22 protein-coding genes and 1 tRNA gene are annotated in these 26,361 nt (G+C 42.5%); 10 read left to right on the forward strand and 13 right to left on the reverse strand.

Annotated elements, in window-relative coordinates; all coding sequences use genetic code 11:
* Positions 1-185 precede the first annotated feature (185 nt).
* Positions 186-1,682, forward strand: coding sequence for an amidophosphoribosyltransferase (gene purF, locus QUB80_RS26855; protein ID WP_289792532.1), 1,497 nt, complete (start codon positions 186-188; stop codon positions 1,680-1,682).
* Positions 1,683-1,783: 101 nt separating this feature from the next.
* Here the strand turns inward: purF and QUB80_RS26860 are convergent, their stop codons facing one another.
* From QUB80_RS26860 to QUB80_RS26870, 3 genes are all read right to left on the reverse strand, one after another.
* Positions 1,784-2,065: a hypothetical protein gene (locus QUB80_RS26860; RefSeq protein ID WP_289792533.1), complete on the reverse strand. Its 282-nt coding sequence runs from the start codon at positions 2,063-2,065 to the stop codon at positions 1,784-1,786.
* 66 nt (positions 2,066-2,131) lie between these two features.
* Positions 2,132-3,178 (reverse strand): ABC transporter permease, encoded by a 1,047-nt coding sequence (locus tag QUB80_RS26865; RefSeq protein WP_289792534.1) that lies wholly within the window; start codon positions 3,176-3,178, stop codon positions 2,132-2,134.
* Between the two features lie 66 nt (positions 3,179-3,244).
* Positions 3,245-3,763 (reverse strand): adenine phosphoribosyltransferase, encoded by a 519-nt coding sequence (locus QUB80_RS26870; RefSeq protein WP_289792535.1) that lies wholly within the window; start codon positions 3,761-3,763, stop codon positions 3,245-3,247.
* 396 nt (positions 3,764-4,159) lie between these two features.
* Between QUB80_RS26870 and QUB80_RS26875 the strand changes: the two genes are divergently transcribed.
* Positions 4,160-4,786 carry a DUF3038 domain-containing protein gene (locus tag QUB80_RS26875; RefSeq protein WP_289792536.1) on the forward strand — a complete coding sequence of 209 codons (627 nt, stop codon included), beginning with the start codon at positions 4,160-4,162 and terminating at the stop codon, positions 4,784-4,786.
* Positions 4,783-6,261, forward strand: a complete 1,479-nt coding sequence (locus QUB80_RS26880; RefSeq protein ID WP_289792537.1) for a DUF4335 domain-containing protein — start codon at positions 4,783-4,785, stop codon at positions 6,259-6,261. Before QUB80_RS26875 ends, QUB80_RS26880 begins: the two co-directional genes overlap by 4 nt.
* A gap of 56 nt (positions 6,262-6,317) precedes the next feature.
* On the opposite strand, the gene QUB80_RS26885 is transcribed toward QUB80_RS26880, so the two are convergent.
* On the reverse strand, positions 6,318-8,591 hold the full coding sequence (locus QUB80_RS26885) for a transglycosylase domain-containing protein (RefSeq protein ID WP_289792538.1): 2,274 nt from the start codon (positions 8,589-8,591) through the stop codon (positions 6,318-6,320).
* Between the two features lie 450 nt (positions 8,592-9,041).
* On the opposite strand from QUB80_RS26885, the gene QUB80_RS26890 reads away from it, so the two are divergent.
* Positions 9,042-9,752 (forward strand): hypothetical protein, encoded by a 711-nt coding sequence (locus QUB80_RS26890; protein ID WP_289792539.1) that lies wholly within the window; start codon positions 9,042-9,044, stop codon positions 9,750-9,752.
* 153 nt (positions 9,753-9,905) lie between these two features.
* On the opposite strand, the gene lspA is transcribed toward QUB80_RS26890, so the two are convergent.
* Together lspA and QUB80_RS26900 are read right to left on the reverse strand one after the other, a co-directional pair.
* Complete coding sequence (gene lspA, locus QUB80_RS26895; protein WP_289792540.1) at positions 9,906-10,382, reverse strand: signal peptidase II; 477 nt, start codon at positions 10,380-10,382, stop codon at positions 9,906-9,908.
* A 458-nt stretch (positions 10,383-10,840) separates the two neighbouring features.
* Positions 10,841-11,428: a biotin transporter BioY gene (locus QUB80_RS26900; RefSeq protein ID WP_289792541.1), complete on the reverse strand. Its 588-nt coding sequence runs from the start codon at positions 11,426-11,428 to the stop codon at positions 10,841-10,843.
* A gap of 783 nt (positions 11,429-12,211) precedes the next feature.
* Between QUB80_RS26900 and pstS the strand changes: the two genes are divergently transcribed.
* The 4 genes from pstS to pstB all read left to right on the forward strand — a co-directional run bounded on the left by pstS (position 12,212) and on the right by pstB (position 16,231).
* Positions 12,212-13,390: a phosphate ABC transporter substrate-binding protein PstS gene (gene pstS, locus QUB80_RS26905; RefSeq protein ID WP_289792542.1), complete on the forward strand. Its 1,179-nt coding sequence runs from the start codon at positions 12,212-12,214 to the stop codon at positions 13,388-13,390.
* Between the two features lie 110 nt (positions 13,391-13,500).
* Positions 13,501-14,451, forward strand: coding sequence for a phosphate ABC transporter permease subunit PstC (pstC, locus tag QUB80_RS26910; RefSeq protein WP_289792543.1), 951 nt, complete (start codon positions 13,501-13,503; stop codon positions 14,449-14,451).
* A gap of 27 nt (positions 14,452-14,478) precedes the next feature.
* Positions 14,479-15,372 (forward strand): phosphate ABC transporter permease PstA, encoded by an 894-nt coding sequence (gene pstA, locus QUB80_RS26915; RefSeq protein ID WP_289792544.1) that lies wholly within the window; start codon positions 14,479-14,481, stop codon positions 15,370-15,372.
* 52 nt (positions 15,373-15,424) lie between these two features.
* A complete protein-coding gene (pstB, locus tag QUB80_RS26920) occupies positions 15,425-16,231 on the forward strand; it encodes a phosphate ABC transporter ATP-binding protein PstB (protein WP_289792545.1) in 807 nt (268 codons plus the stop codon).
* Positions 16,232-16,317: 86 nt separating this feature from the next.
* Here pstB and QUB80_RS26925 read toward each other — a convergent pair whose 3' ends face one another.
* The 3 genes from QUB80_RS26925 to QUB80_RS26935 form a co-directional block, all read right to left on the reverse strand.
* Positions 16,318-18,063, reverse strand: coding sequence for a diflavin flavoprotein (locus tag QUB80_RS26925; protein ID WP_289792546.1), 1,746 nt, complete (start codon positions 18,061-18,063; stop codon positions 16,318-16,320).
* Between the two features lie 90 nt (positions 18,064-18,153).
* Positions 18,154-18,684 (reverse strand): phosphate-starvation-inducible PsiE family protein, encoded by a 531-nt coding sequence (locus QUB80_RS26930; RefSeq protein WP_289792547.1) that lies wholly within the window; start codon positions 18,682-18,684, stop codon positions 18,154-18,156.
* Positions 18,685-18,791: 107 nt separating this feature from the next.
* Entirely contained in the window at positions 18,792-20,522 is a 1,731-nt protein-coding gene (locus QUB80_RS26935; protein ID WP_289792548.1) for a diflavin flavoprotein, read from the reverse strand.
* A 327-nt stretch (positions 20,523-20,849) separates the two neighbouring features.
* Here QUB80_RS26935 and QUB80_RS26940 point away from each other — a divergent pair, with 327 nt between their 5' ends.
* Positions 20,850-21,641 (forward strand): SAM hydrolase/SAM-dependent halogenase family protein, encoded by a 792-nt coding sequence (locus QUB80_RS26940; protein WP_289792549.1) that lies wholly within the window; start codon positions 20,850-20,852, stop codon positions 21,639-21,641.
* A 38-nt stretch (positions 21,642-21,679) separates the two neighbouring features.
* Here the strand turns inward: QUB80_RS26940 and QUB80_RS26945 are convergent, their stop codons facing one another.
* The 3 genes from QUB80_RS26945 to secA all read right to left on the reverse strand — a co-directional run bounded on the left by QUB80_RS26945 (position 21,680) and on the right by secA (position 25,646).
* Entirely contained in the window at positions 21,680-22,270 is a 591-nt protein-coding gene (locus QUB80_RS26945; RefSeq protein ID WP_289792550.1) for a Uma2 family endonuclease, read from the reverse strand.
* 238 nt (positions 22,271-22,508) lie between these two features.
* A tRNA-Gly gene (locus tag QUB80_RS26950) sits at positions 22,509-22,579 on the reverse strand.
* Between the two features lie 271 nt (positions 22,580-22,850).
* The gene (gene secA / locus QUB80_RS26955; RefSeq protein ID WP_289792551.1) at positions 22,851-25,646 is read right to left on the reverse strand and encodes a preprotein translocase subunit SecA; all 2,796 of its coding nucleotides are present in this window, start codon (positions 25,644-25,646) and stop codon (positions 22,851-22,853) included.
* Positions 25,647-25,753: 107 nt separating this feature from the next.
* On the opposite strand from secA, the gene QUB80_RS26960 reads away from it, so the two are divergent.
* Positions 25,754-25,918, forward strand: a complete 165-nt coding sequence (locus tag QUB80_RS26960) for a hypothetical protein (RefSeq protein WP_289792552.1) — start codon at positions 25,754-25,756, stop codon at positions 25,916-25,918.
* Positions 25,919-26,012: 94 nt separating this feature from the next.
* Here QUB80_RS26960 and QUB80_RS26965 read toward each other — a convergent pair whose 3' ends face one another.
* Positions 26,013-26,333, reverse strand: coding sequence for a four helix bundle protein (locus QUB80_RS26965; RefSeq protein ID WP_289792575.1), 321 nt, complete (start codon positions 26,331-26,333; stop codon positions 26,013-26,015).
* Between the last annotated feature and the right edge of the window lie 28 nt (positions 26,334-26,361).

Consider the following 26,361-nt stretch of genomic DNA (forward strand, 5'->3'; position numbering starts at 1 on the left):
TACAGAGTTAGAAATAAGAAGTTGAAAGTAAAGGTTTTAACTAATAACTCATCACTTGTACTGGCTACCACAAGCGTAATTAAGGTACTGTTTTAATGGATGGTTAATTTTTTATTAATCATCACACAACTATCCCTTTACATAATCCTAGTGACTTGACACCCCCGACCAGGAGCAAAGCGAGCATGATCCCCAAACATAGCGTCACTTCGGATGACTACCCCCGACAGAACAACTTAATGAACGATCAACAAACTCGAACAGACAAGCCAGAAGAAGCTTGTGGTGTATTTGGCATTTATGCACCAGGAGAAGACGTTGCCAAACTCACCTACTTTGGATTGTATGCTCTCCAGCACCGGGGGCAAGAATCGGCTGGCATTGCCACATTTGAGGGTGAGCAAGTACACTTGCACAAAGATATGGGATTGGTATCCCAAGTCTTTAATGAAACTAATTTGAGTGATTTACCTGGCAGTATAGCTGTTGGTCACACTCGTTATTCCACCACAGGTTCTAGCCGCAAAGTTAATGCCCAACCAGCCCTAGTTGATACTCGTTTAGGGAAAATAGTGCTAGCACATAATGGCAATTTAGTCAACGTTGCACAATTGCGGGAAGAGTTACTGCAAAAAAACTGCAACTTAGTCACTACAACTGATTCAGAGATGATTGCTTTTGCGATCGCCGAAGAAGTCAACGTAGGTAGAGATTGGTTAGAAGGTTGCATTAAAGCTTTTGGTCGTTGTCAGGGAGCTTTTAGTTTAGTCATAGGCACGCCCAGTGGTGTCATGGGTGTTCGCGATCCCAATGGTATTCGTCCCCTCGTCATTGGTATTTTGGAAAGCGATCCAGTGCGTTACGTCCTTGCTTCTGAAACTTGTGCTTTAGATATCATCGGTGCCGAATTTCTGCGGGATGTGCAACCAGGTGAGCTAGTTTGGATTACAGAAGAGGGTTTGACTTCCTATCATTGGTACCAACAGCCACAACGTAAGTTGTGTATCTTTGAGATGATTTACTTTGCCCGCCCTGATAGCGTGATGCGGGGAGAAAGTTTATACAGCTACCGGATGCGATTAGGGCGGCACCTAGCAGAAGAATCACCCACAGAAGCCGATATCGTCATTGGTGTTCCTGATTCTGGTGTACCAGCAGCTATTGGATTTTCTCAAGCTTCCGGCATCCCTTATGCGGAAGGACTGATCAAAAATCGCTATGTGGGGCGCACTTTTATTCAGCCTACCCAATCTATGCGTGAGTCGGGCATTCGCATGAAACTAAACCCACTCAAAGACGTGTTATATGGCAAACGAGTTGTAATTGTAGATGACTCAATTGTGCGCGGCACGACTAGCCGAAAATTGGTCAAAACCTTGCGTGAAGCCGGTGCGCTAGAGGTACATATGCGAATTTCCTCGCCGCCGGTAACTCATCCCTGCTTCTACGGCATTGATACTGATACCCAGGATCAACTGATCGCTGCAACTAAATCAGTAGAGGAAATAACCAAGCAGCTAGAGGTAGACAGTCTTGCCTATCTCAGCTGGCAGGGAATGCTCGCAGCAACACGAGAAGATCCACAAAGCTTTTGCTCTGCTTGCTTCACAGGAGATTATCCGATTCCTGTGCCAGAACCAATGAAGCGTACTAAGCTGATGTTGGAAAAAGTGGTGGTGTAAGTTAGGGATCGGGGACAGGTGACTAGGGACTTGGAAAGAAGCTCCAGGGACAGAGGGGCTTCAGGAGCACCAGGAGCAATACCCAATCCCCGATCCCCAATTTAACTTTTCTGTAAAAATTCAATTTTTGGTAATAAAGGATCGGAAACAACACCCACACCGAGAAAACCCCAACGTTTCAGCAAATTTCCTATTTGCGATCCAGCAATAGACTCTACTGCAAAGCGGTTTGCTACTTCTGTAGCATGGGTGTTGAGATAGCTCAAGGCGTCAAAATGCTCGCGAAACAACAACAAGTAACCCAGTTTTTCCGAATTAGGGCGAGCTGCAAGATAACTACCGTCAGTTTTTGACCGTATTAGATAATAAACTTCAGAAAACATAATCAACAGTCAATAGTCCATAGTCAAAAGTCTAGACGTTTTTTACTAATGACTAATGACTAATAACTAATTGAGATTTTCTAAACGGATGCGAGGATCGGCAACTTTCAGTAGTAAATCTGCTATTAAATTGCCCACGATCAGCAAAACTGCACCCATGATCAAACTTGCCATCAATAAATATAAATCTTGAGCTTGTACTGCCTGTAGTGTTAACCTTCCTAAACCAGGCCAGTTAAAGAAAAATTCGGCAATGAATGCACCGCTTAGTAAACCTGCCAATTCAAAACCCAATAAAGTAATTAACGGGTTAATGGCGTTGCGCAGAGCGTGAACATAAATAACTCGATTTTCTGGCAATCCCTTCGCACGGGCTGTTTGAATGTAATCTTGGCGCAACACATCAAGTAGTTCACCGCGAGTAATGCGCTGTAAACCAGCAAAGCTGGTGATACTCAAAGCGATGGTAGGTAAGATCATATGCCAGCCGACATCGAGTATTTTACCAAACCATGTCAGATCACCGTGATTGATGCTAGTTATGCCACCGACTGGGAAGAGTGGGGCTGTCATTTGGGCAAAAATTAACAGTAACAGGGCAGTGATGAAACTAGGAAATCCTTGTCCAGCATAACTAACCACTTGCAAAATCCTATCGGTAAAACGATTTTGTTTGACGGCAGCAACAATGCCCAATGGAATAGCGATCGCCCAAGTAATAATCAAAGATGCGATCGCCAATAACAAAGTTGCAGGTACTCGTTCCCAAATCAGTGAGGCTACGGAGCGCTGGTAAACAAAACTTGTGCCAAAATCTCCTTTAGTCAGGATTCGCCAAAGCCAAAGAAAATACTGCTCTGGCCAAGATTTATCCAATCCAAATTGTTGCTGAAGTTCCTCAATGCGTTCCGGAGAAATTTTTGGGTTTTGCCGTAGTGTATCTACATAATCACCAGGAGCAAGTTGAATGATAAAAAACGACAACGCCGACGCCAATAACAAAGTCAACAAAGCCTGCAATGCTCGCTTGATGACATAAAGAAAAGTCTCACTTGTAATCAGCCTTACCAGCCAATCCCGACTTGCCTCCACCGAAATTCTCGTAGTAGTCATTTGTGATTTGTCCTTTGTCCTTTATCCTTAGTCATTAGCCAAGGACTAATGACCAATGACCAATGACTAATATTCAACCAGGGTGATAATCGGCACGTCCGGCAGATTTTTACGCCCTTGTAAATCCCGTAGCTCGATGATAAACCCAAACCCGACCAGTTCGCAGCCTATTTTCTGTACTAGCTGTGCTGTTGCACTGGCGGTTCCACCTGTGGCGATCAAATCGTCTACAATCAAGACTCGGCACTCTGGTTGCAAAGCATCTTGATGCATTTCCAAGCAGTCTGTACCATATTCCAGTTCATACTCAATAGAATGCACTGCTGCTGGTAGCTTACCTGGTTTGCGAACAGGGATAAAACCTGCTCCGATTTTATAAGCCAGAGGCGTGCCAAACATAAAGCCTCGTGACTCCATTCCCACCACGTAATCTGCCTTCAGCCTGGCATCGAGAATCTTTTGTGTGAATAAGTCAATAGTATGGCGCAAACCTTCTGGATCGCGCAAAAGTGTAGTGATATCCCGAAATACAATTCCGGGTTTAGGAAAATCTGGAATATCACGAATCAGAGACTTCAGATCCATAGATTAAAGATAGCTTTGATCAAGATACAGCAGTACATCCTTGCTCCCATCTGCCGATAGGAATCTATCGGGTGGTTGCGGGCAGATACCTGACAAATCGTACACTATAATGTCATACGCATGGAATTAGCACTCTGTTGCTATCCATTGACGATTATCTGAATCTACACCAAGCTAAGGATGGAATGATAGTAACAACAATAAACAATAGAAAATAAAATTTACGCTTTGAAAACATTAAGCTGTGTATGCGGAAATATTTGAATAGAAAGAGTAACTAATGTATGTATCATAGTCGGGCAGTTATTCTACTGCCACAAGTGAACATTTCCCGCTTAAGCTATCTATCTTAAATTAGTTTTACCGAGTCTGTCGCAGCCGCACAAGGTATTTATAATGAATGTCTCTGCTAGTGTAACGCCTTTTAATAGTCCAACTTCCCAATCGCTACCAATGATTCTAGATTCTTTACCTGATCCTGCGATTGAAGGACAGGGATGTCCCAGAAAAACACGGGTGCAAATTGACTTGATTTTACTGGCAATTGAAGCTCTAGAACTTGGTGGTTCAGAAGCTATCCTGGCATTTGCCGAAGAATTGGATTTAAAAGGAATCATTAAAGATAGGGTGAATTTGTGGCGAATGCGTAGCTCCAACCCTTTAAGACGAGCACATATCCGCCGTTCTTTAAGCATTATGGAGGCAAAAGCCTTAGTAGTAATTACTTGCTATTTAGCGCGGCGGTTAACAGTTGTGATTCGCCAGATGCTGATGATATATCAACAGCTAAATGAGAAACAAATTCCTCTCGAACAAAATTTGCGTTTATCTAATTACTTAGAACGGTTTAGAGCGCATTTTAAAAGCCGAATGAACCCGCGACGTTCTGGTGTACTGGCATTAAATTCAGATGAAAAATTAGATGAATTGGCTATAGATTTATTAGCTAAATTACTATTTTGTACCGGTACGGCTGGAATGCAGCGGTTCTGGATTAGCCTTTTTGACGGTGAAGTAGAATGAATATTCAACGTAAGTACAGCCTACCCAATTGCACGTTGGTTTTAGAAGGTCTCAGTGATGCTGCCCAAACTGCACAATATCAAGAATTGCGCCCTGCACTTTCAATCTTAGTGAATGCAGAATGCTACTTATCTGGTTATCGTCAACCTTTATCTGGAGGACGGGAATTTTTTGAAAGTTTGACGAGGACAGTTAGTGCCTATGCTCAAGAATTTTTGAGTAATGTTAACCATCCGCAAGCTCATAACTTTGAGTCAGAGTTGGTGCAGTTGCAAAAAATAGATGTCAATCGCCATAGGCTAATTGTACATTCAGAAATTCCTGGTCAAGATTTAGAGGTTAGCTCCCACAACGGTAAACAGCCTATTCAAATGGATTTGAATACAGTGCAATTGTTTGATTTAGTGGAAGCTGTTGACCAATTTTTTGCTGACAGTCAAACTTTACCTGAGCTATCACTGGAATTACAACCAGTTCCAAAACGCTATGGCAGCAACAGTCAAGCTTTGTTTAAACAGACACTGCCAGCTAGTGTAGGGGCGACTAGTTTAGCCGCAGCAGCGATCGCTTTCGGCATGATCCCACCTCCTCAAGTGCGTTCACCCCAGCCAGAAACCCAGGAGCAATCTAGTTCAACTAATCCTAATGCCAATACTTCTGAACCAGTTCCTAGCACTCCTTTACCGCTCGCCAATCAACAAGTAGCAGCAAATTCGACACCAACTCCGACACCGATTTCCGCAGCAACTAAAAATCTGACACCTACTCCATCGCCTACTGTTGCAAATTTAGAAGCACTTTTAAATACAGTTCCAGAAATTACGGATGCATCCCAACTACGGGCATTAAACCGTCAAATTTATAACCAAATTAATCCTACTTGGAAAAATCGCAAAGCATTGCAGCAAAATGCAGTTTTTCGTGTAGGTGTGGCTGCTGATGGTACGATCATTGGTTATAAAGCTGTTGATTCTGAATCAAATCAGGTAGTTAATCAAACTCCCTTACCTGATTTACTCTCCAATCCTACAAATCGTACTTCTGTTCCAAAAGAAGCGATCGCTCAATTCAAAGTGGTCTTTACTAACGAAGGTATACTTCAAATTAGTCCTTGGCGTGGATACACTAAAACGCCCGATGTTACCGGACAAAAAATTACTGACTCTAATAAAATCAAAGAATTAAATCAAAAGCTTTATAGTGTTGTTCGTCAAAATTGGCAAGGCACTCCTAGTTATACACGTGACTTGAAATATCGCGTCGCAGTTAACAAAGATGGCATTATTGCCGATTATGAACCACTAAACCAAGTTGCATTTGACTATTTTCGAGAGACACCTTTGCCGCGAATGTTCCATAGCGTTTACGGCTCAACTGTTGCAGCACCTAATACCAAAGAACCCCTTGCTCACTTTGAAGTAGTTTTCCAGCCCAGTGGCAAACTGCAAGTTAATCCTTGGCGGGGATATAAATAGGGGACTAGGGACTAGGGAATAGGGGACAGTAAAAACTGTCACCTGTAACCTATTTTCTAGCGAACTACTCTACGCATATAATTTCCCCACAACTGAGCTGCTTGAGCACTACTACCAGATGTAGGAGAGTTATTGTCGTTACCCAGCCAAACACCTGTGGCGATGCGGCGGCTGGGAATATAACCAATAAACCACAAGTCAACGTTTTTATCAGTTGTGCCTGTTTTTCCAGATACTGCAAAATCACCAATGGCAGCACGAGTACCAGTACCACTTGTAACTACCCCACGTAGCAAACGAGTCATGGTGTTAGCTACCTCAGTGCGCAGTACCCGTCTATTGGCATCGGCATCTTGATCAAAGGAGTAGATGACGCGGCAAGTTTTTAAGTCATTGCGATCCTTACAATCACTACTGTCTAAAATCCTGCTAATCGCATGAGGACGATTCCAGACGCCGCGATTGCTAATTGCACCAAAAGCGCCAGTCATTTCCAAAACATTAACCACACTTTGTCCCAATACCAATCCAGGCACTGGATCTAATTGTGATTTAACCCCTAAGCGTTGTGCCATGCTTACGACTTTATTTAATCCTACCTGCCTTGCAATTCTCAAGGCAATGGGATTTTCTGATTGGGCAAGCCCTGTGGCAACATCTAAACTAACATCAGCACCGGCTCGACAGGGTTTGTAGGTAAATCCTTGCCAAGTTAAGGAACTACATGAATAACTTGTACTTGGTGAAATTCCCTGTTCTATAGCGGTGGTATAAGCAAAAATTTTGAAGGTAGAACCGGGTTGCCGTTGAGCTTGAAAAGCACGGTTGAATTGACTTTTGGCATAGTCGGTACCCCCCGCCATTGCTAAGACAGCGCCAGTACTAGAATCAAGGGTAACGATCGCCCCTTGAGAAAAGTTGAAACTTCTGCCAGCGTCATTGACATGATTGCGCAACGCTGTTTCTGCCTGTGATTGAATTGCGGGATCTAGCTGAGTCTCAATAATAAAGTTGCCTTCACCCGCTATGTCTTTTCCCAAGATGGATTCGAGTTCTTGAAAGACGTAACTATAAAAATATGGAGCAATTGTCTTGGCTTGAGTTTCGCAAACCTTGGGGCTAATTTCCACAGGCGATCGCCTCGCTCGGTTATACTCATCTTGTTTGATTTTGCCTGCGTTCAACATCCGCCGCAGCACCCGATTGCGGTACTCTACCACCCGTCTTCTACTTTCGTTATCCCCACAAAAATTGAAACTATTAGGCCCTGGTAAAATTCCTACTAATGTTGCTGACTCTGCCAAAGTTAACTCTTTTGCTGACTTATCAAAGTAATATCTAGCAGCATCCTCAAAGCCGGAAGTATCCGCTCCTAAAAACACCCGATTTAAGTAAGTCAACAAAATGTAATCTTTGCTGTAAAAAGTTTCCAATTTAAAAGAAACAATTGCTTCTCTTAATTTACGCCCCAAAGAATCCTGTCTGCCCACATATTCGCGAAACAAACTCCGGGCAACTTGCTGAGTGACTGTACTAGCTCCTTGCTGAACATCCCCACTTTTGGTGTTTATAAATATGGCTCGTAAAATTCCATAGGGATCGACTCCAAAGTGCCAATAATAGCGACTGTCTTCCGAAGCAACTACAGCCGAAGGCAAATAAGGACCAAAATCCTCCAACCGTTTCATATCTATATGGGCAGTTGTCCGTGGTTCACGTAGCGGTGTTTCTCCATCACGGGCATATACAATAACTGGAGCACGGGTGGCGATTGGTAATGGTCTAACAGAAAACTTTAACCATTCTACGCCGATGATTAATGCCATTAAGGCACTGACACCACCAACACCATAAGCTCCCCAAGTTGCCGCTTTGACATACACTGGAGGCGGATCGACATATTGCAGACGCACTGAAGCTGCAAGCTCTGGTGGCCCTAACGTCAGGATATCGCCGTGACGCAACTCTAGGGAGGTAACTCGACGCTTGCCACGATAAATACCATTCGTTGAGTTTTCATCTTTAATAACGAAAACTGGTTTTCTTTGAGTAGAATCCCGCGATAGTGACAAGTGGATTTGACTGACAACTGGGTTGCGCACAACAATATCGCAGGATTTGGAACTGCGACCAAGTACATAGCGATCGCCCAATAGCGGATATACTTCTGCTTTGTCCGTCCCCGCGTCCTGCACCCAAAGTTCTGGTACTCTGGCATTGGGCTTAAGTGCCAGCTTAGAAAAATCTACCCTAGCTTGGATTGTTTGTACTGCTTGCGTTATCTGACCAAGCAGTGTTTGTGGCTTGTGGGGAGGTGGGGGAGAACTCATCGGCTAATCGAACCACGCTTAAAGAGTAGAAAATCGAGGCAAAACGCAATCTCTATGTTTGTATTTCACAATTGTACCCATAGAGCCGCATAGACGTTGACAGTACGGTTTCGTTCCTAATTCTCTATGACACCAAGATAATATATAGTAATATGACTCGTTTTGTTAATTTTGTAACTTCTGTTTGCAGTCTAATATTTGATTCCTGCTATTCTAATATTCTGTAGTTATACACCGTATTTACTTGTTAAACAGCAATAATTGCTTTTTCTGTATTATTCTTTTATAACTATAGACAAATCAACGAATGATTTAATTTTTACAATAGCTACACCCTCTTACACCCTATAAGAAAAAAATACATCTTCTTTTAGGAAGATTTTCTTGATCCCATTGTTTGATTTAATGGGGCGAGTACTTCTTTGTATTTAGGTGTTGAGGTTAAGTTATATGAAGGGGAAATTTGTAACCCTGATTGGTACAGGCATGATTTTGGCACTAACTAGCAGTCTAGTTCTTGCTCAAAGCTCCCAATCAAGAACTCCACAACCAGGAGATCCAAGAAATCCAACTCCAAAAGAAGTTCAAGAGTTAGAAACGGGTGAGTCTGCCGCAGAAATTAAGCTTTCTCCAGAAGCACAGGAAATTTTGTGTAAGCGTTTCCCACTTAATTCACGCTGTGGCGGCAGCGCTCAAGGAACCACAACAACTCCTGAAGCAACTCCGACAACAACACCTGAGGCATCACCTGAGGCATCACCTGAGGCATCACCTGCTCCAGAAGGTACCACTGAGACTCCAGGAAGCACGACTACTCCTGACAATACAACTGAACCAGCACCTGGCAGCACAATTGAACCAGCGCCTGGCAGCACACTTGAACCAGCGCCTGGCAGCACAATTGAGCCAGCACCCGGCAGCACAATTGAGCCAGTACCTGGCAGCAGCCCAAGCAACATTACTCCCGCTCCTCAAACAGTACCCGCCCCGGACGCAACTCAAAGTCCTGACTCTGGCAACACAATTAAAATCACCCCCGCTCCTGGCAGCACCACTGAACCAGGAAGCACAACTACTCCCGGCAGCATGGGCGATCCAACCAATACATCTCCTTCCAGCGTTCCTAGCGGTGTGGAAACAGTTCCTAATACTGGCAACTAACAAATTATGGCTTTAAGCTAGTTGAGATTCAATCTGAGACTAGTTAATAGCATTTTGATGATGAGTTGAAAAAATCACAGGAAGATTTTTAGCCAGAAAATAGGAGGCAGATTGTATCTGTCTCCTGTTTATTTGTAGTAGGTGATCAGACTTTTACCGTGGTCTGCGATTTGAAGTTGGTGTTTTTTTAAAAGTAGCAATTAGCAAACAAGCAATACCAACGTTAATAAACACATCTGCAAGATTAAACACTGGAAAGTTGATCAGTCGAAAATCAAGAAAATCAATAACATAACCCAACACAAAGCGATCTATTCCATTACCCATTGCACCACCTAATATCAGTCCATAACCCAGTTGATCCCAGCGATGTAAAATTGGGCCAAACCAGGCTAAAGCTATCAATGCTAAACTTACTCCCAATGATAGCCAGCGCAACCATTCTACTTTGCCTGAGAGTAAACTAAAAGCTGCACCAGTATTGGTAACATAGGTAAAATGAAAGATTCCAGGTAAAAGTGGCAACGTCTGCCCCAAGTTAAAGGTTTGAGCAACCCAGTATTTTGTCAATTGGTCTAATAAAAAAACTATGAGGGCGGCGATCCAAAAGAGGGAATTTTTTAAATGCATAGCTAGTTAGTCAAGAGGAGGACACTTGCACAAGAAGGGTTCCCGCAGGTTACAAAGTGTCCGTTCAATAGTCAATAGTCAATGGTTTATAGTCAATAGTCAATAACTTGCGTTATGGCGTTTTCTAATCTACTGAGGTACTGAGTACATTGCTAAGTGGTGAAGCAAAATTAAAGTTATGGGTGGAGGCAAGGGAACTCTTAACGGGGAACAGGGAACAGCAAAAAATGTGTAATTAATTTTGTTTAGATACTTAATAAAATTGGGCAAACCTCCGCGTACCCACCGAAGTTATAATTGCCGGAAGCCGAAGCTCATACTTCTCTGTGCGCCACTTTAGTGTGCCTCTGCGTTTAAAACATTGGTTGTGTACCTCACTTAATAGGGAATCGCTGTAATACAGATACTCTTATTAAAAGCAAACATTAATACACAAGCAAAGACGCGGCAATTGAAAGCTAATAGAACATTATTTGCCGCAGTACATATGCTATGAGTGTAATGGCGCAGATAACTGCTATTTGTCCTGGTAGTGCAAACCAAGAATATTTAAGAATTGCTTGCGTTAGTGACAAAGTTTCTGTACCTTGCCACTGAAAAAAATAACTGAGAATTAAATAACAAATACCGCAGATATGAACAGTTAACAAGCCACAAATGCAACTAAAAGCCAAAGTTTCGAGTCTAGGTCTAGCTTTAAAGGCAAAAAAGCCACAAATCCAAGCTCCAGGAATAAAACCTAATAAATAGCCAAACTGAGATAATCTAACATACCCTATACCACCACCGTCAGCAAACACAGGTAACAAAGTTAAGCCCATAACTAAATAGGCAATTTGTGAAAGCGCACCTGCATTTTTGCCGCCTAAACAACCCACTAGGAGCACTCCGCCAATTTGAAAGGTGACGCCCAGAGAAAAAGTATGAATTCCGTGCTTACTCCAACTTAAAGGTAGGGTAGTGATATGCGCTTCTAAGAAGGTACCACCCATCGTTAGCAGTAAGCCAATCATAGACCATAACAGTTGATTGGATGCAGCTAACATTTACAAATACTCGTGCCAATAATTCTCATGTCACAGTAGAAAATTAAAATAAAATATTGTATTTTTACCTTTTACTGAAAAAATTGCCATATTTTAAAGTTACTCTGAATTATACAAATTTCAGCATAGATGTAAAGCAATTAACAGTCTGCTTGGGATTTTGCCACAATTACTATCTACACACTCAAAGTTGTCAAGAACTGATCGATGTTCTCAATTATAGGCTGGTCTAAAACAGTAGCTTGTATGTGGCAAACAATTGCCTTGCTGGCGTAAATATACTTATAAATATTCTTGGTGTTTGGAGTATAAAGATACTATTGATACTAAATAATTGAGATGTGAGATATGTAGTAATTGACTACTCAAGCTACGGCGATCGCTTTTGTTTCTGGTGCTTTGTTCCAGATTCATCTGCTCATACTCTCTAGTAAAATTTACTGAATATTAATACAAAAACATCATTATGGTGATATGCAAATTTACTAACTTATTAGAAGACTTTATTACTTCTTGTTTTTCAATTTTAAATAACTTAATCAATATTTAATATTTTTTTGAAATCACTTTATTTGAATTTCATAAATACAAATGTACTGGTAAACATTTAACAAGCAATTTAAATAAATTATACGTGCCAAGTTTTAGCTAACAAACGAAAGTAAACTTTCCAAAAATTACAGGATAAAAATGTGATTGTTTGACCTGGCTTAACCTTTGCTTAACCAAGCGAATATATACTTTGTAGAGGCATTAGTTGTAAAAAACACTAAAATCACATCCATGCTTTTCCGTACACCTGCAATTAATCAGTCTCTTTTATCAAAAACAGTTTCAGTATTAGTTTTAGCGATGAGCTTGGCAGCTTGTGGTGGTGAAAACAATACTGCGACTAACGATGCATCCCCTAATACTGCTACTGATGCTACTGCCTCTAGCCCAGGAAAACTGGATCTTGGTGGAACTGTACGATTAACTGGAGCTGGTGCCTCTTTCCCCGCGCCACTGTATCAAACTTGGTTTCAGAATTTGAACAAGAAATATCCTAGCCTCCAAGTGAGTTATCAGTCAGTTGGTAGTGGTGCTGGAGTTGAGCAATTTACCAAAGGTACTGTGGACTTTGGTGCTAGTGATGTGGCAATGAAGGACGACGAAATCCAAAAAGTACCACAGGATAAAGGTGTATTACTGTTACCAATGACAGCTGGTACTATTGTACTGGCATATAACCTGCCTGGTGTTGAGCAGTTAAATTTACCAAGAGCAGTATATACAGATATATTACTAGGCAAAATTAAGACCTGGAATGATCCGAAAATTGCTGCTGCTAACTCTGGAGTTAACCTCCCTAACGAACCAATTACAGTTGTGTATCGCTCAGATGGTAGTGGAACCACTGGTGTCTTTACCAAACACATGAGTACGATTAGCCCAGAATGGAAAAGCAAAGTTGGTGAAGGCAAAACAGTCAGTTGGCCTGTGGGAGTTGGTGCAAAGGGTAACGAAGGCGTTACAGCCCAAGTTCAACAAACTCAAGGTTCAATTGGCTATATAGAGTATGGTTATGCCAAGCAAAACAATCTCAAATTTGCAGCTTTGGAAAATAAGGCTGGTAAATTTGTGACACCTAACGATGAATCAGCATCTAAAACCTTAGAAGCTATTACTTTACCAACAAATATGCGTGCCTTTGAACCAGATCCACAAGGTGATGCATCTTATCCCATCATTAGTTACAGCTGGATTTTAGCTTATAAGAAATACCCCGATGCAGCAAAAGCCAAAGCAGTTGAAGCAATGATTGAGTATGGCTTGACCGAAGGACAGAAAGTAGCTCCAGAACTAGGTTACGTTGCTTTACCTCAAAATGTAATTGAGAAAGTGGCAGCAGCAGCCGATGCTATTAGCCCGGATTACAAAATTGCTGTGGGTTCAAGCAATAGTCCTAGCGCCAACAAATAGCATTTTGTGCTTTTGTGATTTGCTGTAATTAACCAACTTACTAATCCAATTACTAATGTGGTTATGTGGTTCGCTCCCACTTTTTTAACCGTTGATGGATAAAGTCATTCATGAATACATCAGCCAATCATCATCAGCCAACAGTAAAACCACGTTCAGAATTTGAAAAGTCGTTGGATCGTGGCTTTATTTGGCTGACGCGAATATTTGCACTGGCGATCGCAGGCATTTTATTATGGATAGCAATTCAAGTTGGCGCAGATGCAATGCCAGCAATCCAAAAATTTGGTGCCAACTTTTTAAGTAAAAGTGTTTGGAATCCAGTAAATAACGATTACGGTGTATTACCAGCAATATATGGAACATTAGTAAGTTCCTTTCTCGGTCTATTAATAGCAGTGCCAATTGGTGTTGGAACAGCAGTGCTATTGAGTGAAAATCTATTACCAGTATCAGTACGGACAGTATTAGTATTCTTAGTCGAACTGCTAGCAGCGATTCCGAGTGTAGTTTACGGGATTTGGGGAATATTTGTTTTGGTACCGATCATCACAGCCATAGGCAGATGGCTGAATACTTATCTAGGTTGGCTACCAATATTTAGCACCCCTCCTACAGGCCCTGGAATGTTACCAGCAGGAGTTATCTTGGCAATTATGACATTGCCGATCATCACGGCAATTTCGCGCGATGCTTTAATTGCGGTGCCTCGGAACTTACGCGAAGCAGCAGTTGGACTGGGAGCAACGCGTTGGGAAGCAATTTTAAAAGTGATTATTCCCGCAGCTTTCTCTGGCATAGTCAGTGCAGTCATGCTTGCCTTAGGTAGAGCAATGGGAGAAACAATGGCTGTAACAATGTTGATTGGAAATGCTAACACAATCAGCCCCTCATTATTTGCACCAGCCAATACAATTTCTTCTCTTCTAGCAAATCAATTTGCAGAAGCAAGCGGTTTGCAAGTGGCTGCTCTGATGTATGCGGCATTAATTTTGTTTGTTTTGACATTACTAGTCAATATTCTCGCAGAGTTTATCGTTCTGCGGATGAAGCGGCTGTAGACATTTGTTGTTTGCGTGTTTTAAAGTATGTCTTCTTTTGTCCCCAATCAGCCCGATCCCAAATTGATCCGCAGCAGTCTGACTCGCACTTCGATGTCAGGACGAACGCTGTTTAGCACAGTGATGACAGTTTTAGCATTTTTATGCGGGGCATTGGCACTTTTGCCTTTACTAGCAGTACTTTCTTACGTCATTATTCAAGGCTTAGGCAGTTTTCGGTTGAGTCTATTTACCGAATTGCCACCACCACCATTGGTGCAAGGGGGTGGGTTTGGTAATGCGATCGTCGGCACATTAATCATGGTAGGCATCGGCGCTCTGATTAGCATTCCTTTTGGTGTGTTAGCAGCGATTTATCTGACTGAGTTTAGCTCCGGGAAGATATCTCGTTGGGTACGTTTTGCCACAAATATTCTCAGTGGGGTACCCTCGATTATTGCGGGTGTATTTGCCTATGCAATTGTGGTGACAACACTAGGTACATTTTCTGCGATCGCCGGAGGAGCAGCGCTAGCAGTACTAATGTTACCGATTATTGTGCGAACAACAGATGAAGCTTTGCAATTAGTATCACAAGACTTGCGTCAAGCAGCATTTGGAATTGGAGCAACAAACTTTCAGACTGTGATGTTAGTGGTACTGCCGGCAGCATTACCAGCAATTGTGACTGGGGCAACATTATCAATTGCTAGAGCCGCAGGAGAAACCGCACCCCTCCTATTCACAGCTTTATTCTCTCAATACTGGCCTAGTGGTTTATTGGAACCAACTGCTTCCCTTGCAGTTTTAGTTTTCAACTTTGCCATTGCTCCATTCAGAAACTGGCAGTCATTGGCTTGGGCAGCATCTTTGATTTTGGTACTGATGGTTTTAATTACCAGTATTATTGCTCGTTGGGCAACTAGTCGCAAAGCATACTAATTTTTTGATTGACAAGTTTAGCACAGTTAAATTTCAAACCCAGGATTTATTTATGGCTACTGACGTTAGTACTGCAAATCAAACTGAAACAGTTTTACGTACAGAAGCGCTGAACATTTACTACGGTAAATTTTTGGCAGTACGTGACGTTTGGATGAATGTTCCCAGAAATCGAGTGACTGCTTTCATTGGCCCTAGTGGATGTGGTAAGAGTACGCTATTACGTTGTTATAATCGCTTGAACGACTTGATTGAATCGTTTCGGGCAGAGGGTAAAGTTTTTTACTATGGTGAAAATTTGTATGCTCCTCACATCGATCCGGTAGAGGTGCGGCGTAAAATCGGGATGGTATTTCAAAGACCGAACCCGTTTCCGAAATCGATTTATGAAAATATTGCTTTTGGACCGAAAATTAACGGTTACAAAGGTGATATGGATGAATTGGTGGAGCGATCGCTCAAGCAAGCTGCTTTATGGGATGAGGTTAAAGATAAACTCAAGCAAAGTGGTTTGTCTTTATCTGGTGGACAACAACAGCGCTTGTGTATTGCCCGCGCGATCGCTGTTCAACCAGATGTAATTTTAATGGATGAGCCTTGTTCGGCTCTCGATCCGATTTCGACACTGCAAGTTGAAGAATTGATTCACGAACTCAAGCAGCGATTTACTGTGGTGATTGTGACTCATAATATGCAACAAGCATCGCGTGTATCAGATATGACAGCATTTTTCAACGTTCAGACTTCAGAAAAAGGTAGCCGGACTGGTTACTTAGTTGAATTTGACCGCACAGAGGCTATTTTCCAAAATCCTCAACAGGAAGCTACTAAAGAGTACGTTAGCGGTAAATTCGGTTAAAATAAGTAACTTTCATTACAGCAATTAATGGTACATATTGTGTGAAGCTGGTTCTTTGGCGGTTAGTCAGGACTAGCTTTTTGGATTTAATAATCATGGCTACCTGATTTGCGGTGCTGGATGGCTGTCATGCCCGTAGGTTCTAACACTTCTCCTTTATCTACAGTTGCATAAATTAACCAGCGATCGCCACATTCCATTAAATTTTGGACAGTGCATTCTAAATAGGCAAGAGCATCACTGAGAATTAGGCAACCGTTGTTAGCTGTTTGAGTTGCCAATTGACTAAAAGGATTTTCTTGAGGTGTATTGCGAGAAGAAAAATGCCGTCTGAGATTGCGTCCTTCTTTAAGGATATTAAGAACAAACTGATCATCTGGATGAATGAGGGCATCAGCATTTTGTTCCTGGGCAATGGCAATCATTAAACCAGGGGGAGTAAAAGTAGCTTGGGATACCCAAGATGTTAAGATTCCACTGTGGTTGTTATCCTGTTGGGTAGTCAAAACGCACAAAGAACCAACAATCCGCCCGACAGCTTGTTCTGTGCGATCAATATGCGCTTCTGTTAGAGCTTGGCGAGGAGCGCGAAGTTTTTTATTCTTTTTCAATATTTGGGCAAATTCTGCTCCTGCATCTTGGCACTGCTGTAAGGTAAATTCAGTAGGACTGAAGCGAACGCGGATACTTTCAAACCCCAAACGGTAATTAGCATCCAGCAACTTACTTTCAATTAAATCGACAGCCTCGCCACTCCAACCATAAGAACCAAAAACTCCCGCTAGCTTAGTTTTCGCTGCCGTAGACAGTACAATACCCAAGGCAGTTTGGATTTGAGTAGGTGCATGGCCACCTAAAGTAGGGGAACCGATCATAAAACCATCGCAAGACTCAATCGCACGAGTAATTTCAGAGGGTTCTGCTAGTTCGCAGTTGATAGATTCGACAGCAATTCCACTTTGAATTAAACCTTGAGCGATCGCAACTGCCAATGTCGCTGTATTGCCGTAAGCAGAGGCAAAAAGCAAGGCTACTCGCAATTGTTGGGTTTTTTGTTCTTGGCACCACTTACGGTAATCGTAGGTAAAGCGACTGAGACTGTAGCGGATGATCGGGCCGTGTCCAGGGGCGTAAAATTTAGTTTTTAAGGGTGCTAATTTCTCTAGAGCTACTTCAACTTGTTTTGCCTGGGTAGCATGGAGACAGTCAAAATAGTAGCGCCGATCCTCATCCAGTTCTTTCCAGTTTTCATCAAACAGAACATCATTACAGACATGAACCCCGAAGAACTTATCAGTATACAGAATACAGGTAGCAGGGTCATAAGTACATAATCCATCTGCCCAACGAGGGGTTGGTACACTCACAAATTGCAGTTGGTGTCCTCCTCCCAAGTCAAGAGTGTCTTCAGAACGGACAATTTGAATTTTCGATTCCCAATTCGGGAAAGTCACTTTTAAGGCATTAGCACCAGGTTTAGAGCAAATAATTGTGGCTTGGGGTGCTTGTTCAAGGAGAACTTTGAGAGTTGCCATGCGATTGGGATTGACGTGATTGAGAAGAATATAATCTAACCGCGTCAAATCCAAATGTTTTTGTAATTCTTGTAAGAAAATTTGGGTGAAAGACTCGCCGGGAGGATCGATTAAAGCAGTGCGATCGCCTTGGATCAGGTAGGAGTTGGCTGTTGTTCCTTTTTGGCGAGCATATTCAACTTCAAACTTAAGGCGTTCCCAAGTACGCGATCGCAACACTAACGTATTAGTACTAATTTCAGCAACTTGAACGTCACGAGGGTGGGTGGTTGTAGGAATCACAGTTTGGAGAGACATAAAAGTTTGTTGGTGGATAAGGGGCTAAGGGCTAACGGCTAATAGCTAATGGTTAATGGCAATGAACAATTAACAATGGGCAATTAACAATCAATAATCAGAATGAGGATTCATTTCAGCGATTTCTTGGGCAAAACGCTTTTTGTAACGCTTTGAAACTTGTTGCTCAGGATCGATACCTTCAAAGGTTGGAGGTAGCCAAACTCTAAGAACCATTAACACGCCTAAAACAAGTAAAAAAGCACAGGCAGCTAAAACTTGCACAAAAGTCGTTTCGAGCACGCCACGCACAATCATTTCTCGCAACACAGAAACTATAGAAACTTCAACAGCAACTCCAATCGAAACTCGTTGCTCTTGCAGGTAAATGATTAGCAAGCGAAATAACTCTACCAAAATCAGCAATGACAGGATATCTGCCATCACAGTATGGAATTGAATTGGGGGGATAAGAGAGAGGAACATGGTTTGAATTTGTAGCACCATGAAGCTAAATAAACCGATGCACAGCGAAATTACAATCAAATCCTGAATCAATTCCAGTGCTTGCACAATTCGTCCCAGATTTAACCAGCTTTCCCGCTTCACGGGCTTAACTGGCACGTCTTTAAGTAATAGCATTGTGTAAAGACTCCGATGAAGGTGAATGGGTAGGCGAAGAGTATGGGAAGCAGGGGGAAAATTAAGAATATTCCTTCTGCCTTCTGCCCTCAGCGTAGCTGCCTTTCCTAATAATGATTTCCAACCTTGCGATGATGAACGGCAGTCAAAGCATCTATTTTGGCGACTCTTCCAGTTTGGACGTTGCTGTAAATAATCCAGTGATCGCTACACTCCATTCGCATCGTAACTTCACATTCCATGTATGCTAGTGCTTCCGCCAAAATTGGACAGCCATTGCTAGCAGAATAGGTTTTAATGCCTGCAAACCGATCTGCACCAGGAGAGAAACGCTTGAGGAAATGTTTCATTAAGCTTTGGTAGTTATCTTCCTCTAAAACGTTAAGAATAAAGCGATCGCCTACGTGTAGTAATGATTCAATTGCCCGATCTTTGGCAACTGCGATCGCTATTCCCAAAGGATTCATGCTCGCCTGCATTACCCAAGAGGCTAACATGGCACTCTTTACGTCTCCTTTGCGAGCAGTAATAATATAAAGCCCACTGCTAAGACGCCCCAGTGATCGTTCTAAATCATTATCTAAAGCTTTAATTTGTTTGATCGTGCGATCGCGAGTTAGCCATTGTCCGATATCTGTCCCCGCCTCATCACACATCTGTTCGGTAATCTGCGTCGGTGGTTCTTTAATCAAAATTGGTGGAAAAGCTTCGGTTAGCCCAATTTCTTGAAACTTGTTCCGCAGGGGATAAATTGGCTCATCTTCTCCACCCCCAGTTTCAAACAGTCCGATCGCTTGCTTGTTGTGTGCGGCTGCAAGAATTGTACTTAAAGCTGCGTGGGCATTTTGATTCGATTGGGATGGCATCCCAATAACTAAACCTGTCGCTTGATTTACCAACTCTCGTACTTCATGGGGTTCAGCATCACTTAAATCTACCAGTTCTACCGCCACTCCATTTCTCTGAATACCATGAGCGATCGCCCTTGCCAATTGGTCGCTATAGCCGTAATCTTCAGAGTAGAAAAGGGCAACTAAAGTATCTGCCTTCGCTTGTTCTTGACTCCACTGCTGATAGCAATTTACCCAGTTTGACAGATGATGTTGCAGAAGTGGCCCGTGTCCGGTAGCGATTATACCCACATCTAATTTATCTATCCGCTTGATTGCAGACAAAACAGAACGAGCATTTGGAGCCATCAAGCAGTCGTAGTAATATTTAAAATCTGCTTCAATTAGCTCTGGATCTTCATCAAAAGTGTAATCGTTGCAATAATGCATCCCAAATGCATCGCAAGTGAACAGGATGCGGGTTTTAGCATCATAGGTAAAGATAGTATCAGGCCAGTGCAGATTCGGGGCAGAAACGAATTCTAACTCATGTCCATTGCCTAGATTCAAGCGATCACCATTCTTGACAATCAGAGATTGAAATGGCTGATGCACCATATTTTGGAGGAATTGGATTGCAACCTTTGCCCCAACTACTGTCACTTGGGGGGCTAACTGCAATACTTCCTTAACTAAGCCACTGTGATCCGGTTCGGTGTGACTAATAATTAAATAATCCAGAGTTGAAAGGTCAATTAACCCTGTCAACGCGTCCAAATACAACTCCTGAAACTTGCGGTGAGAGGTGTCGATTAAGGCAGTCTTTTCACCTTGAACAAGAAACGAGTTATAAGTTGTACCATTCTGCAATCCAAACTCAATATCAAAGCGATCGCGATCCCAATCAAGAGAACGAAGACACAATGTTTCAGATCCGATCTCGACTGTTTGCATGGTCAAGCGACCTTGCGGTTTGGTATTTTCAGATCGAGCAGTAAGTACAACCATACGCTGCTGCCTCCAATAACTTTTGGCGTGAGTAATCTTACTCTTATGGTTATCCAGATACACTCGATTTGTAAAATGTCAATTTTTAAAGCAATACATTAGTTATTTAAAACTAAAAGCAAGATTGTGTTTGCCTATTCTTATCATTGGAATTTGCAACTTTTCTCTGAGCCTATTGCCTATCATCGCGATCGCACTTAGACTGCTGATGAGGCAGATTTTTAGATGGATTCACGGAACCCGGACAAAAAAGACGATTTCCAATCCAAAATCTAAAATCCGAAATGGTATAAGATTCCCATTAATACCCTGATTTGGAGGGGCAGAATGTATATCTGTGTTATTGCAGACTACGGTACAGGAGATCCAGCATTTACTGAAGTCGTGCAACGTCTGTTGATGGCTTTTCCCCATGCTCAGGTTCATTCACTTTCGGTTCCTCCATTCAGTACCCTGGCAACGGGTTTCTGGATTGCTCAACTAGGCTTAAATCCTGGTTATAGCGATCGCCTAATTTATCACAACTGCGCACCTCGCCAAGACGATCCGCAATCTCGTCGAGACAATGAGGGTGAAGGATTAACCTATGCTTTGTTATCCAATGACGTAAAAGTGGTTGGTGTGAATGCGGGTTATACCCTTTCCTTCGTCAAAAATCATACTAAGTTGTTGAAAGTTGTCAACGTTTCTCGTGGTGGTTCCCAGTTTCGCTCACGGGATGTATTTCCTCCTGCTGCGGCTGCGATCGTAAATGAAGATTTTAGTCTTTTGGGAGATAGCATCGATCCTGAGCAAATTCCAGATGTTCCCCTTGATCGGATTGCTTGGATTGATGGTTACGGTAACATTAAAACCACAATTCCGGCAGATACGATCAACTTAGAACCTGAAACCAAAGTAGTGATTAGGATTGGAGATGTAGTCAGCGATGCAGTGTATTCCGATGGTAGCTTTAAGGTACCCGAAGGAACTTTAGCTTTTGCTCCTGGTAGCTCTGGTTGGCAATCAGCCTCAGGAGGAGAACCAATACGCTGGATGGAGCTATTTCTACGTGGTGGTAATGCTTGGGAGCGGTTTGGTAAGCCCCGTGTAAATCAGCGCATCACTCAAATTGCTTAGTTTGAGGGCAAAAGTCTGCTATGAAGCGATCGCTTTAATTAAACGGAAGTAGGATTAACATTTTCAGGAAAAGATACATCTTTATAAATATCTGCGAGGGAACAAGAAAAATTCACGCTGGTGAACTGTAATTCTTGATTTCCTCGATAGCTATAAAGCACCCATCTACCCTCACAATTGCGACGAAAACAATCAACTCGCTTGCGGGTTTGACTGATGAGGATATATTCTTGCAACGTTTCTAATTCTTGATAGTCACTAAATTTATCACCTCGGTCAAAAGCTTCTGTAGATGGAGATAGAACTTCAATAATTAAACAAGGATAGCGTTTGAAATATTCAAAATTTGTATCTCGTTGATCGCAAGTAATCATGATATCAGGATAATAGAAAATATTCAGTGATTCGATGCGGGCTTTCATATCTGTGGCATAGAGACGACAGCCTGTTCCACGCACATGATTTCTGAGGAAGGCGATGAGATTAGTCGCAATTGTGACGTGGGCATCGCTTACCCCTGACATCGCATAAATTTTTCCTTGAATGTATTCGTGTTTAATTGGGCTAGATTTTTCAGCCTCTAGATAATCTTCTGGAGAAAGATAGGAGTGAGATTGACTAACAGTCATACAACACCCGCATTTAATTACCATATTTATTGGTCATTATATAAATTTAGTATTACTGGTTTTATTAAGCTGCGATCGCACAAACATCAATAGTGTTAAAGGTTCAATCTCACCTCAAAAAGCCAGCTTCGAGGTGTATGGCTAGGCGATCGTATTTAAATGATACTTATGTACTACAGTAAATATCCTAATTAAGCTTGAGAAGCGATAAATAGCAAACACTAGGATTGACTCTTGAAGCGGGCAGCGAGAATCGAACTCGCATCAATAGCTTGGAAGGCTATGGTTTTACCACTAAACTATGCCCGCAAACTTTCAACTTGAGTAATATAACACAGGCTGAGTTAAATATCAACTCTAGTCACGCTGAATTGGCATAAGTATAACCCAAATCCTTTGGAGTGACTTGCTAGTACTCCACCACATTGATTGTGACAAGCCGCAAGTTTCAGATCCCCGAATATCTTGGCAGCAATTAAAAATCAAATCCAAATATAAAAAAACGGGTAAAAGTTTCTCTCAAACCTTAACCCGCTTAACTACTTAATTTACAGACTAACTCTTAAACTACTTGCAAACTTTAAACCATCTCTGAGGATGTTTGCACTACTGGTTGTGGTTGGGGTTGGAACATGAACAACGAGTACACCACATCTCTGCGGATATTGACCATCATATCCAAGAAGAGTTCATAACCCTCGGTTTTGTACTCAATCAACGGATCTTTTTGACCATAACCCCGCAATCCGACAGATTCGCGCAGAGCATCCATTTGTTGTAGGTGTTCTCGCCACAATGTATCAATTCGCTGCAAGATAAAGAACCTTTCGGCTTGGCGCATCAATCCGGGTTGGATTTGATCTATTTGAGCTTCCTTCATGTCGTAGGCGATTCGCACCTGTTCGTGCAGAAATGCTTTAATCTCGCCCATTGACATATCTTCTAATTGAGTTGGCTGCAAGTCTGCCAGTAAATAGACAAATTCTTTAACTTTTTCCACCAACTTGTCCAATTCCCACTCTTCTGAGGGTAAATCGGGGTTGATGTAGTAGTTAACGATGTCATCCATCGTTCTTTCAGCGTACTCAATTACTTGTTCTTTTAAGTCTTGCCCTTCCAATACCCGGCGGCGTTCAGCGTAAATGGCTTTACGCTGATTGTTCATTACCTCGTCATACTCAAATACCTGCTTACGGATGTCGTAGTAGTAGGTTTCAACTTTTTTCTGTGCGCCTTCCAAACTGCGAGTCAACATCCCCGATTCAATCGGCATATCTTCTTCGACATTGAAGGCATCCATTAACCGCGCTACGCGATCGCCTCCAAAAATCCGCATCAAGTTATCCTCTAAACTGAGGAAAAATCTGGTTGAACCAGGATCGCCTTGTCTTCCGGCACGTCCCCGCAATTGGTTGTCAATCCGCCGCGACTCGTGGCGTTCTGTACCAATTACGTGCAAACCTCCCAAGTCAACTACTTCTTGGTGTTCACGATTGGTAAACGCTTCGTATTCTTGCTTAACGCGGTTGTATGCTTGTCGCAATTGTTGAACTATGGGATCGTCAGTGGGAGCTTTTTCTGCGGCTATAGCTACCTTGTCTTCTGCTTCTAGCTCTGGTAGACTGCGATCGCCATACTCTCGCACCGCAGATTCCACTGCTTGTCTGAGTAACTGTTCTGTTTCTTTAGAAAGTTGAGTTGGGAAAACCTGAGGCGAAGCCTTCCAAGTTTTGACTTTCCTGCCTGGGGCAAAACCTTGTCCGCCACCAGTGGCAGCAGGAGGTAAACCACCAGCCCTGTGAATGGCAAATATATCTTCATCTTCTGGCTTGACAATTCGAGGTAGGAGGTATTCCCGCAGCTTCAGACGAGCCATATATTCTGAGTTACCACCCAAAATAATATCCGTACCTCTACCAGCCATGTTTGTCGCGATAGTTACGGCTCCCTTGCGTCCTGCCTGAGCCACAATCTCCGCTTCACGCTCCACGTTCTCTGGTCGAGCGTTGAGCAGTTCGTGGGGAACACTCATCTGCTTTAATAACTGACTGAGATATTCTGATTTTTCTACGCTTGTGGTTCCCACCAGTACAGGTCTACCAAGGTTGTGCATTTCAGCACATTCTTGAGCGATCGCCCGCCATTTTCCTGCTTCGGTCTTAAACACCATATCAGACAAATCTTGGCGTCTTCTGGTTCTGTTGGTGGGGATGACAGTTACTTCTAGTTTGTAAATTTTTTCAAATTCTGCTTCTTCTGTCTTTGCTGTTCCAGTCATACCAGCTAATTTTGGATACAGCAAAAACAGATTTTGATAGGTAATTGTTGCTAGAGTTTGGGTTTCCGGCTGAATTTCTACTCTTTCTTTTGCTTCAATAGCCTGGTGTAGTCCGTCGCTCCAGCGCCTTCCGGGAAGCACCCGCCCAGTAAATTCGTCTACAATTACTACTTCTCCATTACGAACGATGTAATTTACATCCTTGAGGAAAAGTTCTTTGGCTTTAATGGCGTTAAAGACAAAATGCGCCCACGGATCTTCCGGATCAAACAAATCTTTTACTTCTAAAAGCCTTTCTGCTTCGGCAAAACCCTCGTCTGTCAATAGCACGTTACGAGCTTTTTCATCCACCTCGTAATGCTCGTCTTTTTTGAGTGCGTTGGCAATTCGGGCAGCTTCGGTGTATTTTTCTGTTGGTCGTTCGACTTGCCCGGAAATAATTAACGGAGTCCGCGCCTCGTCAATTAAAATCGAGTCTACCTCGTCAATCACACAATAGTTGAACGGACGCTGTACCACATCTGCCATCGACGTTGCCATATTGTCGCGCAGGTAGTCAAAGCCAACCTCGCTGTTAGTGACGTAGGTAATATCACAATCGTAATTTTTCTTCCGCTCTTGAGGAGTCATGCTAGCCTGAATTAGCCCTACACTCAAGCCTAAGAAACGATGTACTTGTCCCATCCATTCCGCGTCCCTACGAGCTAGGTAATCGTTGACGGTAACAACGTGTACACCTTTGCCCGTAAGAGCATTCAAATAACTAGGTAAGGTAGCAACTAGGGTTTTGCCCTCACCAGTTTTCATTTCAGCTATCTGACCTGTGTGCAAAATGACACCACCCAAGAGTTGCACATCAAAGTGCCGCAATCCTAAAACTCGTCGTCCGGCCTCCCTAACTACAGCAAAGGCTTCTGGTAGAATGTCATCCAGAGTTTCGCCGTTGGCAAGACGCTGTTTAAACTCTGTGGTTTTGCCTTTAATATCTTCATCAGAAAGGGCTTTAATGTCTTCCTCTAAGAGGTTAATTTCACTAATGTAAGGTTGGTATTTTTTAAGCTTACGAGCGTTGGGATCGCCCAACAAAGTTTTTAGCATGGCAGGTTATTGAACAAACTCAAGTGAAGATGGGAATTTTAGATTTGGATGGATAATTATAAGTGTTTAATCCAATTGAGCTTTAACACTCAAGTAATGAGTTGCCAGTGAGAATTTCCTCAAAAACAGCAACGAAATCAGCCAATCTAGGTTACTTAAATAATGGCTTTAAACTACAGCTTATATTTGAAGCTTTAATTAATAGTATCATTTCACCCCCAGATGGGGCAGTGAACCCCGACCAAGCTCAAGTAGCGATCGCCCACCATTAGGGATTAGGGACTGGGGCAATGGGCAATGGGCATGGGGCATTGGTTATTTATATTCTCTATTCCCTATAGAGTTTAGATAAGCATTGAGTTTGGGTTATAGCTCGTCAATGATTGGTTTAAATTGATTTACTTGTTCATTTGTTAAAAGTTGTCGAGCGTAGGCTAGTCTCAACCAACTGACTGTTTCATATAAAGAGCCTCTAGCAATTTTGACACAACGTCGATTATCTGGGTCATTATACCTGTCCCGTCCTTCTGCTCTGTTGGCACAAACACTATCAGCAGATCGAACAATTTGCTTGCCGATAGTGTCCTTGGTGAAATAGTCCCATTGCTTAACAATCTGCCAAATCTCATTAGCTAGCTTCTCAGCTAGTTGATAAACTTGCAAATCTTCAAAATCGGGTCGTGCCATCCAAAACACCCAAAACCCATCCATCAAC

This window comes from Chlorogloeopsis sp. ULAP01, from assembly GCF_030381805.1.
In the GTDB taxonomy this organism is placed as follows: Bacteria; Cyanobacteriota; Cyanobacteriia; order Cyanobacteriales; family Nostocaceae; genus Chlorogloeopsis.